Here is a 13,136-nt window from a genome sequence, read left to right as displayed (position 1 = left end):
ACCGGCATCGTCACCGGATCCATCTTCATCGTGATCGTCCTGCTGTTCCGCCGCGGCATCTGGGGCACCGCCCGCCACCTGCTGGCCACCCGCCGCCCACCCGCACCCGGCCAACCGGCCACCGAGAACAAGGAACCCGTCGACACCCCGGCCTGACCCGCCGACGCGGGGGTCAGGCCGGTCCTGATCGTGCGCCAGGCGCCGTTTGTCAGGCCGCGGGCACGGCCACCCGGATGGCGAGCAGTTCCGCCTCCCGGGCGGCCTTGCGGGCGCTCTCGTGGAAGTCGGGCGCGGCGCACGCGAAGAGCGTCCGGCCGTCGGAGCCGCCGAGCGCGCAGGCGTAGACGTTGGTGCCGAGACTCAGCTCGTCGGTGATCTCGCCGCCGTCCGTCACGCGGATCAGCCGGGCGCCGGTCGCGTCCGCCACCCACACGCCGCCGCCGGCGTCCAGGCAGGCGCCGTCCGGGGCGACCGAGACGCCGGCCAGGATCCGGTCGATGGACCGCTCGGTCGGCAGCGGCCCGAACCGGGCCCACGTGCGCCGGTTCGTGAGCCGGCCGTCGCCGGTCACGTCGAACGCGCTGATCCGGTCGCCGAACGTCTCGTTCACGACCAGGACGCCGTCCGCCGTGATCGCGCTGCCGTTGGGGAACCAGAGGTCGTCGGCCACCTCGGTCACCTCGCCCCCGGGGTCCACCCGGTGCAGGGCCGCGGGCGCCAGCGGCGCGCCGCTCATGAGGTCGAAGCCGAAGTTGCCGACGTACGCCCGGCCCTCGGCGTCGACGACCATGTCGTTGAGGTGGCCCGCCGCGTGCCCGCCGAGGTCCGCGTGGACGGCGAGGGTGCCGTCCGCCTCGCGCCGCAGGATCCTGCGGTCGCGCATGGAGACGATGAGCAGCCGCCCGTCCGGCAGCCAGCCCAGCCCGGACGGCTGCTCGGGGACGTCCGCCTCCACCTGGAGATCGGAGCCGTCCTCGCGCGCCGAGTACACCTGGTGGGTGTAGAAGTCGGAGAACCAGACGCGCTCGTCACGCCAGCGCGGCGCCTCCAGGAAGGCGAAGCCGCTGAGCACCGTGCTCGCCTTGGTGGTCATGTTGCCTCCTGCGGTGGTGGATACCGGGACCGCGTCACACTGAGATTCCCCCGTCCACCGGCAGCACGACGCCGGTGATGTAGGAGGCCTCGGCCGAGGCGAGGAACGCCACGGCGCCCGCGATCTCCGAGGGGTCGGCGAAGCGTCCCATCGGGATCGACGCGGTGAGCCGCTCCAGCGTCTCGGCCGGGACGGAGTCGATCATGCGGGTCTGCGCGTTGGGCGAGATCGCGTTCACCGTGATGCCGAACCGCGCGAGCTCCTTGGCCGCCGTCTTGGTGAACCCGATGATGCCGGCCTTGGCCATCGCGTAGTTGGACTGCCCGGGGTTGCCCCGCAGCCCGGTGTAGGACGTGACGTTGATGACGCGCCCGCCGCCCAGCCGCCGGAAGTGGGGGACCGCGGCGCGGGTGAACCGGAACGTTCCGCCGGCGTGGACCGCCATCACGGCCTCGTAGTCCTCGTCCGTGAGCTTCCACAGCACGCCGTCGCGCAGGATGCCCGCGTTGTTGACCAGCACGTCGATGCGGCCGGACTCCTCGACCACCCGCTCCACGACCTCGTTCACCCGCGCGGTGTCGGAGACGTCGGCGACAAGCCCCCTCGCGCCGGTCTCCGCCGCCGCCAGCTCGACCTCCTTCGCGTCGGTGTCGACGAGGTACACCGTCGCGCCCGCGTCGCGGAAGTGCTGCCCGACGGCCCGCCCGACGCCGCGGGCCGCGCCGGTCACGACGACGGTCCGGCCGGTGAAGTCGAACGTCAGGTTCGACGTCACGGCGCCTCCTCCCGGACGGGCACGGCGGCGGGCAGGGAACGGGGCGGGCTACTGGTCGTCGGCATGCTGCTCCTGCTGGTGTGCGGCGAACTGCTGTCTGAGGGTGGTCTTGGAGAACTTGCCGGTCCCGGTCTTGGGGATCTCGGGGAGGATCCAGAGCCGCTCGGGGATCCACCAGGAGGCGACCCGGCCGGTCAGGTGCTCCCGCAGGCCCGCCTCGTCGAGGTGGCGTTCGGGGGCGAGGACGACGCAGGCGAGGGGGCGCTCGCCCCACCGGGCGTCCGGCACGCCGATGACCGCCGCCTCCACCACGTCGGGATGGGCCATGATCTCGTTCTCCAGGGCGCCGGAGGAGATCCACTCGCCGCCCGACTTCACCATGTCCTTGGTGCGGTCGACGATGCGGACGTAGCCGTAGCGGTCGATGGTCGCGACGTCGCCGGTGCGCAGCCAGCCGTCCTCGGTGAACTGCGACTCGCCCGGATCGGAACCGAAGTAGCGGGACGCGACCGTGGGGCCGGCCACCTGGAGCTCGCCGGGCGTGGCGCCGTCATGGTCGACGCGGTCGCCGTCCTCGTCGACCAGCCGCAGCTCGGTGAGCGGGAGGGACGGGCCGGGAGCCGCGAGGATCGCGCGCTGGGCGTCGGAGCCCAGCTCGTCGTGGACGGTCGCGAGCCGGGCGGAGGCCACCACGGGGCTGGTCTCGGTCATGCCCCACGAGCTGCTGAGCGGGACGCCGGTCGCCTCGTGCCACTCCCGCGCGAGCGCGTCCGGCACCGGGCTGCCCCCGGACACGACCTTGCGCAGCGACGAGACGTCGACCTGCTCCATCAGCGGCAGGAGGGAGCGCCAGATCGCCGGCACCCCGGCCGTGAACGTCACGCGGTGCCCGGACATCTGGCGGGCGAGCGCCGCCGAGTTCATCGCGGGGCCCGGCAGGACGAGGTCGGCGCCGGCGAGCGCCGCGGCGTAGGGCAGGCCCCACGCGTTGACGTGGAACATCGGCACGATCGGCATCACGACGTCACGCTCACCGATCCCGAAGTTGTCGGTGCCGAGGATCATCAGTGTGTGCAGGACGATCGAGCGGTGGCTGTAGAGCACGCCCTTGGGCCGCCCGGTCGTGCCCGAGGTGTAGCAGAGGCTCGCGGCGTCGTTCTCGTCGATCGCGATGGGCCGTGCCTCGCCCGGCGTCTCCGCGAGGAGCGCCTCGTAGTCGACGATCCGAGGGTCGTCCGGTGTCTCCTCGGTGCCGCCGTCGTCCATGAGCACGACGTGCCGCACGGCCGGGGCCTTCTCCACGAGAGGCCACACCGTGGCGATGAGGGAGCGGTCGACGAACAGGACGTCGTCGCCGGCGTCGTTGAGGATGTAGGTCAGCTCGGCGGCGAACAGCCGGTGGTTCAGGGTGTGCAGCACCCGGCGGCCGCTCGGCACCCCGAGGTAGAGCTCGACATGGCGCTGGGTGTTCCACGCGAAGGTGCCCACGCGGGCGTCCCGCGGCACGTCGAGGACGTCCAGGGCGGCGGTGAGCCGGCGCGCGCGGGCGACGACCTCCCCCCAGGTCGCGGTGGTCTCCCCGCCCGCGGTGGCGGTGACGACCCGCTTGTGCGCGAACATCCGCTCGGCGCGGCGCATGAGCACGGGGACGTCGAGAGACCGGTCCTGCATCAGACCGTGCATGGAACCTCCGGCACCGCGGCGGGAGCTGGTGCTTACTAAGCGCATAGTTAGCGTCGCGGCGGTCGCTTGTCAACAGGGGGACGGGACGGGGGAACGGCCTACTTCGCGACCAGCTTCAGCGCGAGTTCGGCGTAGAAATCACCGAGCTGCTCCGGCGAGTCGGGGCCGTCGAGCCGGTACCAGCGGACGAGGTCGATGCTCAGCGAGAGCATGGCGCGGGTGACCCGCTTGACGTCGACGTCCGCGAAGGACCCGTCGCCGACCCCGCGGGCGACCGCGTCCCGGAAGAACCCGTTGGTCCGGTGGCGCAGCTCCAGGATCTCCTCGTAGTGCTCGGCCGTCAGGCCGTTCAGCTCGATCTGGCAGACGCGCGCCGCCACGTGGTGGCGGGCGTGCCAGATCGTGTACGCCGAGACGATGCCGCGCAGCCGGTCGGCCGACCCCTCCAGGGCCATGATCGCGGGGTCCTGGACGAAGGACAGGACCCGTTCGTGACCGACCCGGATGATCTCGAACAGGACCAGTTCCTTCGACGGGAAATGGACGTAGAGGGCCGCGGGGCTGAGCCCGACCCCCTCGGCGATGTCCCGCGTGGTCGTGGCGTGGAAGCCGTTGGCGGCGAAGCAGCGCACCGCGGAGGTCAGCAGCTTCCGCTGCACCTGGCCGAGCTCCTCCCGCCACAGATCGGGCGAGTGGTCCCGCAGCCGGGGGTCGTCCGCCAGGTCCTGCGCGGTGAACCGGGCCTGCCGTCTGGCCATCCGCGATCCTCGCCTCCCTCGCGTGCGCGGCACGGTACCCGTGCCGCCCGGCGGGCCCGCCGGACGCGGTCCGCGGCGGCCCCTGACGTCCGCATCCTAGCGGCTGACTATGCGCTTAGTTATAGTGGCGGTACCGCGTTGACGGGAGAAGGTGTGAACAGGCCCAGTTTTCTCCGGCTTCTCGTCGACGGGGCGCCGCTGCCCCTCTACGACGAGGTCCTGAACCGCATGGTGGCGGAAGCCGCCACGTCCGCCGAGGTAGCGGACCTCCAGGCGGAGCACACGCTCGCCCTCCACCTCCGCGACACGCTGGAGAAGCGGCATGCCCGCCAGGAACAGCAGCGGGCGCTGGTCGAGTGCGCGAAGGAGCTCGCGGAGGACCGCAGCGACCCCGACACGATCCTGACCCTGATCGTGAGCCAGGCGCAGCGGCTGCTCGGCTGCGACATGGCCTATCTGAGCCTGAACGACAACGAGCAACGCGTGACCTGCATGCGGGTGATGGTCGGCGCGACGTCCTCGGCCTGGAAGGACGTCCGGATCCCGTTCGGCGCCGGCGTCGGCGGCAGGGTCGCCGCGACCGGCACGCCGTTCTCGACGCCCGACTACTTCAGCGACGAGCGCCTGTCGCACGATCCGGACGTCGACGCCTCGGTCAGGGCGGAGCGGCAGGTGTCGATCGTCGGCGTGCCGCTGCGCACCAGCACCATCATCGGGGTGCTCTTCGGGGCCAACCGCACCCCGGGGCCGTTCTCCCACGACGCCATCGCCCTGCTCGGCTCCTTCGCCGACCTCGCCGCGTCCGCGATCGACCGGGCGCGGGAGCGGCACGAGAAGGACCGGGCGCTGACCGCCCTGCGGCAGCGGACGGTCGACCAGGAGCGGGCGGTCGCGGCGCACGACCAGAGCATGGACATCGTGCTGCGCGGCGGCGGCGTCCAGGAGGTCGTGACCGCGGTGGGCGACCAGCTCGGCGGCGTGCTCGCCATCTTCGACGAGTTCCAGACGCCCGTCGCCTGGACGCCCGGGGCGCCGCCGGAGGCCCTCCAGGCGATGGCCGTCGCGGCGGGCGGCAGGCCGGGCGGCTCCTCCGGCGTCACGCGGGACGGGACGTACTGGGCCACCGGCCTCGTCGCCGGCGGCGAGAACCTCGGCACCCTGGTCTGGGCCCCGCCGGCGTCCCCCGGCGGGGTCGGCGACCTGGACCGGCGCCTGCTCGGGCGCGCCGCCGTCGTCGCCTCGCTGCTCCAGCTGTTCGGCCGCAACCTGGCCGCCGCCGAGGCCCGGGTGCGCGGCGAGCTGCTGGACGACCTGCTCACGCCCAACCCGCGCACGTACTCCTCCCTGGCCGAGCGGGCCCTGCGGATCGGCTACCAGCCGCAGAAGCGGCACGCCGTCGTCGTCGCGCACATCCGGGCCGAGAAGCGGCACAGCCTCGCCTCGGTGGCGTCCGACCTCGCGGCGGCCCGCGACGGCCTGAGCACCGTGCGGGACGGTCTCGCGGTGCTGGTCATCCCCTCCGACGACCCGTCGCTCACGGGCCGCCAGATCTCGCGGTCGATGACCACGCGGCTGAGGTCACCGGTCACCGTCGGCGCCGCGGGGCCGGTCGACGACCCGGCGGACCTGCCCGCCGCCTACGCCGAGGCGCTGGCCTGCGCGCAGGCGCTGCTCCGGCTCGAACGCGCGGGCTCCGCCGCCACGGCCGACGACCTCGGCTACGCCGGCCTGCTCCTCGGCGACGGCGCGTCCGCGACCCGGTTCGTGATGCGGACGCTGGGCCCGGTCATCCAGCACGACGAGCAGCGCTCGACCGTCCTGATGGAGACGCTGGACACCTACTTCGCCACCGGGCAGAGCCTCGTCGCCAGCGCCAAGCGGCTGCACATCCACCCGAACACCGTCACGCAGCGTCTCGACCGGGTCAAACGCCTCCTCGGCAAGGACTGGAACAGCCCGGACCACACGCTCGAAGTGCAGCTGGCGCTCCGCCTCCACCGCCTCAGCCGCGACCTCGACGACTGACCGCGGGCCGCGCCGGCCGATCGCTGATCGTCGTCGCGCTCCCTTCCGTCAGCGGCGCGCGCCCTCGGTGCAACGATGTTCGCCCCGCCCTCCGGACCCCTTGGGCGCGGCCCAGGGGGATCGCCCGCGCGCGCTGCGGCGGCGGGCCCGGAACGCCGCGACCTTCCTCCGCAGCGGATCGTCCGTCCTCGCCGGGCCCGCGGCGAGGAACTCCTCGCCCGCCTCGGCGCTGCCGGGCTCCAGGCGCGGGGAGGTGCCGCGGTCGGCGATCCGCGCCGAGGTGATCGTGAGCTCGTAGTGGGCCCACACCATGGCGGCGTTGACCAGCCGCCGGGGCGTGGCGCGCACGAGGAAGACCTCGGACATCGCGGTGACGATCAGCAGGACGGGCGCGCCGCCGTCCAGGCTGACCGCCGTGGGGTCCGTCGGCCAGACCGCCACGCGCAGGCGCCGGTCGTCGACGGCGCGCAGCTCGCCCCAGTCGGGCACGCAGACCTGGGGCAGCCCGTCCGCACCGGGGGTGATCATGACGACGGGTCGCTGGTGGGAGGGGGAGCTGGTGATCGCTGTGACGGCGGCTGGGAGTACCCCGTTGCGTTCGATCATACGTTCGATATTACCGCAGAGGGGGACATCGCGGCATCGGCGCGACGGTGACAGTTCTGGCGACGACCGGCGATGTTCAGGGCACCGAACGGTCGTGCGCGCCGCCGCGCGGCCGGTCGCCTCCGGTGGCCGCCGCGGTGGTGAGGTAGTCCTGGAGCTCGCGGTGCCGGAACTGGTAGGTGGCGCCGCTGACGCGCAGCAGCCGCGCCTCGCAGGCCCAGTCGAGGAAGGCCCACAGCCGCAGCGGGAGCAGGCCGCGGGCGGCCGCGACGATCAGGCCGATCATGGTGCGGGACCAGGCGATCGCGCCGAAGGCGAGGCCGAACGCCACGCCGCCGACGAGCGCGCAGGCCAGGGACGTCAGGACGTCCTGGTTCATGAGGAACACCAGGAAGGCCGCGACGCCGCCGGTGAGCCCGAACGCGACCCCGATCATCGGGTTGCGGTGCAGGGCCTCGCGGGGGTGGGCCAGCTCCGCGTCCTTGCTCCAGCCGCCCGTGGCGATCTTGAAGGTGACGCCGAGTGCGAAGGCCAGCGCGAACGCGCCCGCGACCCCCGCGGCCAGGGGGAGCGGGCCGGCGTGGGCGAGGCGGAGCGGCGGCAGCCCGGTGAGGGCTCCGCACAGGCCGAAGCCGAGCAGGGTGAGCGGCTGGGCGCGGATCGCCTCCGGCACGGTCATGCGCTCGGCTCCCCGCCGCCCGATCGCGGTCAGCCCGATGACCGCCCCGAACACGGTGCCGCCGGTCGCCCCCGCGGCGGCGGCGAAGGCGGGACCGAAGACCTCGCCGCCGGTCAGCGCGAACCCGGCCAGGCCGCCCAGCACGCCGGCCGGGGCGCCGGCGAGGGCGCCGAGCAGGCCGCCGGTCACGCGCCGCCGGTAGGGCACGCTGGTGCGCCCGCCGGTCGCGGTCGGCCACGGCGACAGGGCGAGGACGGTCGCGGTCACCACCCAGCCCGCCATCAGCGCCAGGGTGAGCCCTGCCTCCGGGACGGGGCCGCCGAGCGGGTCGCCGGGACGGTCGACGGCCGAGCCCGTCCAGAACGCCAGCATCGCGACGACCGCGAGGACCGCGCAGCACAGGCCGTGCAGGGCCTGGATGCGGCGCCGGCCGCCGATCGGCCACAGCAGGTGCGGGACGATGTCGATCGCCGTCAGGCCGGACGGCGGCCGGTCCGCCTGGGCGCCCTGCCACTGGAGGTAAGCGGCCAGGCGCACGAGCCACGAGCGCACCTGCTCGGGACGGTACGGGTCCCCGTGGGTGGTGCGGGGCGTCAGCCGGGTCGCCGCGGGGATGTAGGCGTCCAGGAGCCTGCGGGTGATCCGCGCCGCCTCGGTGTGCGGATCGCCGGCCGGGTCGGCGCCGAGCAGTTCGGCCGGGTCGGCGCCGGACTCCACGGCGGTCGCGGTCAGCAGCAGCCGCCACGGGGTGGCCAGCGCGGTGTGGACCGCCTTGCCCGCCGGGCCCGACAGGGCGGCGAGGACGCCGTCCCGTCCCGCCCGGTGCGGGTGGTCCTCCGGCCAGCGGGCGCGCAGGTAGGTGTCGATCTGCTCGATGGTCAGGTCGTGCAGGTGGACGCGGACCGCGCCGTCGAGCCCGGCCTGCGCCTCCGACAGCTCGGCGTGGCGGTCGGCCCGGCAGGTCACCACGGCCGCGCCGGGCCGCCGCCCGGAGAAGTCGCTGTACCGGTTGAGCTCGGTGAGCAGCCCGATCGCGCGGCGGGGCGGGCCGGTGGCGGGGTCGGGGTCCAGCTCGTCCAGGCCGTCCACGACCGGCAGCACCCGGCGGTCCCGCACGAGCCGCTCGGCGTCGCCGGCCGAGAGCCCGAAGTCCTGCGCCAGCTGCTCGCCCAGCCATGACTCGAACGGGGTGCCCGGCGTCCACCGGGCGGCGTTCAGGCGCACCGGCACCATCGCGTGGCCGTCCGCCTGCCCGCCGGACGTCATGAAGGACTCCAGGAGCTGCAGGACGAGCTCGATGGCGAGGACCGTCTTGCCCGCCCCCGACTCGCCCACGACGAGCAGGCGTTTCGAGGGCAGGCCGGTGAAGAAGCGGCCGATCGCGGACAGGCCGTCCGGTGCCTCGTCGTCGTCCCGGGGGAGTTCGGCGTCCCGCCCGAACGAGACCGGTGCGATGCTGTAGCCGCCGAGCAGGCCTTTGCGTGCTCTGTCCTCCTCGCGGACCACCCGGCGCGCCAGCAGTTCCACGGCCTGGTCCGGCTCGGCGCGGACGATGGTCGTCCCCGCCTGGACCATCGCGCCGACCGTCACGTGCGCCTCCGATGCGCTCCTCTGCGCCACCGGTTCGTCCCGCACCGCGGGTTCTTCCCGCGGCGCCGGCTCCCGCGGTGCCGGTACCCGCGCCGCCGGCTCCTCCGGCTCCGGGCCGGTGGAGGAACCGGCGAGCACGTCCCTGGCCGCCCGCCAGCGCCGGAGTTCCCCGGGGATCAGCTCGGCCGGATGGTCGCCGTTGCGGAGGCAGGCGGTGACGAACGCCTTCACGAAGTCCCAGCGGGGCAGCTTGCCGGCCTGCCGCAGGACGTGCGACGTCGTGCTCTTGGGCAGCGCGTCGATGGTGGTCCCGTCGGAGGAGACGGTCTGGCCGCCGAGGGCGCGGAGCCTGCTCAGCGACGGCTCGCCGGCCCACCGCCGGAGCAGCACGAGCGACTGGACGAAGTCCTCCGTCGTGCCGCCCTCGCGCGGGCCCGGGGGAGTCGGTGGATCGGACCGGTCCGTGGTCATCGCCGCTCCGTCCTCACCAGCGACCACTCGAACTCCGCCCTGCCGCGCCTTCGCCACCGGCCGCGCTCCCGGACGGTGCCCTCCAGGGTCTGCACATGGCGCGATTCCATCAGGAAGTTGCGCGCCTCGTCGACGTCGACCAGCTCGCGGCCGACCGCGATGGGAACGAACCCGTGCTTGGGGATGTACACCCACCGGCCGCGATCCCAGTCATAGGGGTCGAACCAATGGTGGCGGACCGTGCCCGACACCTGTGTCTCCGATCCCGTCCGGGTCAGCGTGAACGAGCCCTCCGAGCGCAGCAGGCTCATCCGGCTGACGTAGAACAACTCGGTCCCGATGAACGCGTTGATCCGGGCGTCCCAGTGGTCGCGCACCCAGGTCGAGGAGCCGTCGCCCAGCTTCCTCGCCTCCCGTTCGAGCTGCCGCTCGAACCGGCGGTGATTCTTGCGCTCGGCCCGCCGGATCGCCTTGAACGAGCGCAGCCAGCGCAGCGACAGCGTCCGGGAGGCGCCGGCGCCGTCCATGAAGTGCTCCAGGAAGTCGCCCGCGATCGGGTGGACCCGCCTGCCCTCGTCGATGATCGAGCGGAACAGCGCGACCAGCTCCGGGGCGGGCCTGTCGGTCCGCCGCCGGAACCCGCGAAAGAACATGCCTAGGGACATATCTGCTGGTAAGGCTCGTCCGGGATGTACCGCTTCCATTCGGCGCGGCTGAGCGATCGGCCCGCGCCCGCGCAGACCGTCCCCGGGGGGTCGGCGGGCACGGCGACGTCCCAAAGCCGCACCTTCTGGTCGTTGCCCACGCTGGCGAGGGTGCGCCCGTCCGGGCTGTAGGTGAGGGCCGTGACCGATCCGGTATGGCCCGTCAGCGGCGGCCCGATCTGGCGGTGTGTCCGCAGGTCCCACAGCCGCACGCTCTCGTCCAGCGAGCCGGTGGCGAGGACGGTGCCGTCCGGGCTGAAGGCGGTCGTGTAGACGGCGTCGGTGTGGCCGGTGAGGGCGGCTCCGCTCTCGCGGCGGCGCGCCACGTCCCACAGCCGCACGGTGCCGTCGCCCGGCGAGGTGGCGAGGGTTCCGCCGTCCGGGGAGAACGTCAGGTCGACGGCGAAGCCTCCGCCGACCGCGTTCGGCAGTGCGCGCCCTGTCTGGCGGCGGGCGGCCACATCGAAGAACCGGACGGCGCGGTCTTCGCCCGCGATGGCCAGCAGGGTGCCGTCGGGGCTGAACGCCATCGTCTCGATCGAGTCGGCGCCGCCCGGGACTGTGATGCGGGGGCCGACCTCGCGGCGGCCGGCGAGGTCCCAGAACCCGATGACGCCACCGGTGCGGAAGGCCATGAGCCGGCCGTCGGGGCCGAGGTCGATGGCCCAGCCCTCCTTGCCCGTGTCGACGGGCGGGCCGATCTGGCGCTGGGTCGCGGTGTCCCACACCCTGATGACGCCGTCGGCGCTCACCGTGGTGAGCGTCCTCCCGCCCGGCGCGAAGCCGATCTCGAACACCGTGTTCTGACCGGACGGCGGGCCGCCGGGTTCCAGGCGGTCCCCGATCTGGCGCTGGGTCGCCACGTCCCACAGCCGTGCCGCGCGGTCGGCCTCCGTCGTGCCGGGGGCGCCAGCGCCGGGACCCGGGGCTGCGAGGGTCTTGCCGTCCGGGCTGAAGGCGACGGCGGACAGGCTGGGCATCGTCGTGCCGAGCTGCCGGTGGACCCGGGCGTCCCACAGCCACGCTTCGGCTTCCGCGCCGATGGCCACCAGGGTCCTGCCGTCCGGTCCGTACTCCACCGCGCGGACGGGAAGCCGCTGGTCGTTCAGCGCCGGGCCCACCTGCCGGTGGGCGACGGTGTCCCACAGCCGGAGGAAGCCGTCCTCTCCGGCGGTGGCGAGCCTCGTGCCGTCCGGGCTGAAGGCCACGCTGGAGAAGGGGCGTCCGTCGCCGGGGCCGCGGAGCGCGGCGCCGATCTGCTCGCGAGTGGCGATGTTCCACAGCCGGACGGTCTTGTCCCTGCTCACGGTCGCCAGGGTCGTCCCGTCCGGGCTGATGGACAGGTCGTCGATGTCGTCGGAGTGGCCGGTGAACGCCTTTCCGGCCCGGCGCCGCGTCGCGGTGTCCCAGAGCCGCGCGGTGCCGTCGGCCCCGGCGGTGATCAGGTGCTTCCCGTCCGGGGTGAAGGCCACCGCGCGGATGGCGTGGCCGCCGGACTTCGTGTCGGGGGTGCCGAGGGTGGGGCCGATCTGCTCGCGGGTGGCGACGTCCCACAGCCGGGTGGTGCCCTCGTAAGTCGAGGTGGCGAGCATCCGTCCGTCCGGGCTGAACGCCATGGCGTGCGCGAACCCGAGCAGCTCGTCGGGATCCTCGGTGTTCAGCGGACCGCCCGACGGTTTTCGCGTGGCCACGTCCCAGAACCGGACGGTCATCTGGCAGAGCACGGCCAGGGTCTTCCCGTCGGGGCTGAAGGCCACGTCGAAGCCCGCGATGCAGCTGCTCCCCCGCTGGGTGATCGGGCCGCCGAGCCGCCGGCGCCTCGCGGTGTCCCACAGCTGCACGACGCCGGTGTCGCCCCTCCCGATCGCGATGACCGAGCCGCGGGGGGCGACCGCCAGTTCGGTGTCGGAGATGCTCTTGCCGAACCCGGGCAGGACGGCCCGCGCCGGACGCGCCGCCGCGTCCAGCATCCGGTACCGGGCCTCCGGGGTCGGGGCGATCCGCCACGCCGCCACCGCGAGCAGGGCGGAGAGCACCGGGTCGTCGGCGATCTCGCTCTGCGCCGCCAGCTGGCGCGACACCGCGAGGCCGCGCTGCCGGTCGGCGTCGCCCGCGGCGTCGACCGCGGCGACGGCGGCGATCACGGCCGCCGCCGTCAGGACCGCCAGCCCCGCCATGACCGTGCGGCGCAGGCGGCTCGCCCGCCTGGCGGCCGACGCCGACGCCGCGACGAACCCCGTCACGGTGGAGCCGGGCGGCGGGAAGCTGTCGGGGTCGCGCTCCCAGCGCTGCCGCACGTCCCCGACCGACAGCAGCCGAGCGCCCCGGTACAGGAACGCGGGATCGCGGTGGTTCTCGGCCCACCGATCGGCGTCCTCGACCAGCCGGTCGTACACCGCCTGCGCGGTCAGGTCGGGTTCGAGCCACTGCCGCAGCGTCGGCCAGCCGGTGAGCAGCACGTCGTGCGCGATCTCGACGCCGTTCTCGTGCAGCGTCAGCAACCGCCGGTCGGCGAACGCCGACAGCAGCGCCTCGACCCGCTCGCGCCGCTCCGCCGAGTCCGCCCCCGCGGCGGCGTGGATCTCGGGCGGGGTGGGGGGGCGCCCCCCCCCCCCCCCCCCCCCCCGCCGCGCGCCTCGATGATCGCGGCGCCGCGCTTGGCGACGGTCGGGATGAAGTCGTTCTCCAGCCAGGCCTGGTCGTTGACCGTCTCGGCGGCGTTCTTGCCGGCGATCTCGGCGTGGAAGATGTC

9 protein-coding genes and 1 pseudogene are annotated in these 13,136 nt (G+C 74.0%); 1 reads left to right on the top strand and 9 read right to left on the bottom strand.

The annotated features are described in order from the left end of the window. Positions 1 to 208: 208 nt before the first annotated feature. The 4 genes from ABGB11_RS41815 to ABGB11_RS41800 all read right to left on the bottom strand — a co-directional run bounded on the left by ABGB11_RS41815 (position 209) and on the right by ABGB11_RS41800 (position 4,309). Positions 209 to 1,093, bottom strand: coding sequence for an SMP-30/gluconolactonase/LRE family protein (locus ABGB11_RS41815; protein ID WP_347641239.1), 885 nt, complete (start codon positions 1,091 to 1,093; stop codon positions 209 to 211). Positions 1,094 to 1,127: 34 nt separating this feature from the next. Next, on the bottom strand, positions 1,128 to 1,868 hold the full coding sequence (locus ABGB11_RS41810) for an SDR family oxidoreductase (protein ID WP_347641237.1): 741 nt from the start codon (positions 1,866 to 1,868) through the stop codon (positions 1,128 to 1,130). 48 nt (positions 1,869 to 1,916) lie between these two features. Then, positions 1,917 to 3,551 carry a long-chain fatty acid--CoA ligase gene (locus ABGB11_RS41805; protein ID WP_347641235.1) on the bottom strand — a complete coding sequence of 545 codons (1,635 nt, stop codon included), beginning with the start codon at positions 3,549 to 3,551 and terminating at the stop codon, positions 1,917 to 1,919. A gap of 98 nt (positions 3,552 to 3,649) precedes the next feature. Further along, positions 3,650 to 4,309: a TetR/AcrR family transcriptional regulator gene (locus tag ABGB11_RS41800; RefSeq protein WP_347641234.1), complete on the bottom strand. Its 660-nt coding sequence runs from the start codon at positions 4,307 to 4,309 to the stop codon at positions 3,650 to 3,652. Between the two features lie 153 nt (positions 4,310 to 4,462). On the opposite strand from ABGB11_RS41800, the gene ABGB11_RS41795 reads away from it, so the two are divergent. Continuing rightward, positions 4,463 to 6,334, top strand: coding sequence for a helix-turn-helix domain-containing protein (locus tag ABGB11_RS41795; protein WP_347641232.1), 1,872 nt, complete (start codon positions 4,463 to 4,465; stop codon positions 6,332 to 6,334). A gap of 48 nt (positions 6,335 to 6,382) precedes the next feature. Here ABGB11_RS41795 and ABGB11_RS41790 read toward each other — a convergent pair whose 3' ends face one another. The 5 genes and pseudogenes from ABGB11_RS41790 to ABGB11_RS41770 all read right to left on the bottom strand — a co-directional run. Then, a complete protein-coding gene (locus ABGB11_RS41790; RefSeq protein WP_347641231.1) occupies positions 6,383 to 6,940 on the bottom strand; it encodes a hypothetical protein in 558 nt (185 codons plus the stop codon). Positions 6,941 to 7,016: 76 nt separating this feature from the next. Further along, positions 7,017 to 9,680: an NACHT domain-containing protein gene (locus tag ABGB11_RS41785; RefSeq protein ID WP_347641229.1), complete on the bottom strand. Its 2,664-nt coding sequence runs from the start codon at positions 9,678 to 9,680 to the stop codon at positions 7,017 to 7,019. Next, on the bottom strand, positions 9,677 to 10,333 hold the full coding sequence (locus tag ABGB11_RS41780; protein WP_347641227.1) for a hypothetical protein: 657 nt from the start codon (positions 10,331 to 10,333) through the stop codon (positions 9,677 to 9,679). The genes ABGB11_RS41785 and ABGB11_RS41780 overlap by 4 nt, the downstream gene beginning before the upstream one ends. A 2-nt stretch (positions 10,334 to 10,335) precedes the next feature. Beyond that, the gene (locus tag ABGB11_RS41775) at positions 10,336 to 12,966 is read right to left on the bottom strand and encodes a hypothetical protein (RefSeq protein WP_347641241.1); all 2,631 of its coding nucleotides are present in this window, start codon (positions 12,964 to 12,966) and stop codon (positions 10,336 to 10,338) included. 44 nt (positions 12,967 to 13,010) lie between these two features. Then, a pseudogene (locus tag ABGB11_RS41770) lies at positions 13,011 to 13,136 on the bottom strand (malate dehydrogenase); the annotation flags it as partial.

The sequence above is a fragment of the Actinomadura sp. B10D3 genome (assembly GCF_039871695.1).
GTDB classification, from domain to species: Bacteria; Actinomycetota; Actinomycetes; order Streptosporangiales; family Streptosporangiaceae; genus Spirillospora; species Spirillospora madurae.
The sequence above is the reverse complement of the archived record's forward strand: the minus strand, read 5'-3'. Positions and strand labels throughout refer to the sequence as shown.

Bases quoted from the DNA above. Each gene is read 5' to 3' on its own strand.
- ABGB11_RS41800 (WP_347641234.1), bottom strand. From the start codon at position 4,309: ATGGCCAGACGGCAGGCCCGGTTCACCGCGCAGGACCTGGCGGACGAC.
- ABGB11_RS41785 (WP_347641229.1), bottom strand. From the start codon at position 9,680: ATGACCACGGACCGGTCCGATCCACCGACTCCCCCGGGCCCGCGCGAG.
- ABGB11_RS41780 (WP_347641227.1), bottom strand. From the start codon at position 10,333: ATGTTCTTTCGCGGGTTCCGGCGGCGGACCGACAGGCCCGCCCCGGAG.
- ABGB11_RS41815 (WP_347641239.1), bottom strand. From the start codon at position 1,093: ATGACCACCAAGGCGAGCACGGTGCTCAGCGGCTTCGCCTTCCTGGAG.
- ABGB11_RS41790 (WP_347641231.1), bottom strand. From the start codon at position 6,940: ATGATCGAACGCAACGGGGTACTCCCAGCCGCCGTCACAGCGATCACC.
- ABGB11_RS41805 (WP_347641235.1), bottom strand. From the start codon at position 3,551: ATGCACGGTCTGATGCAGGACCGGTCTCTCGACGTCCCCGTGCTCATG.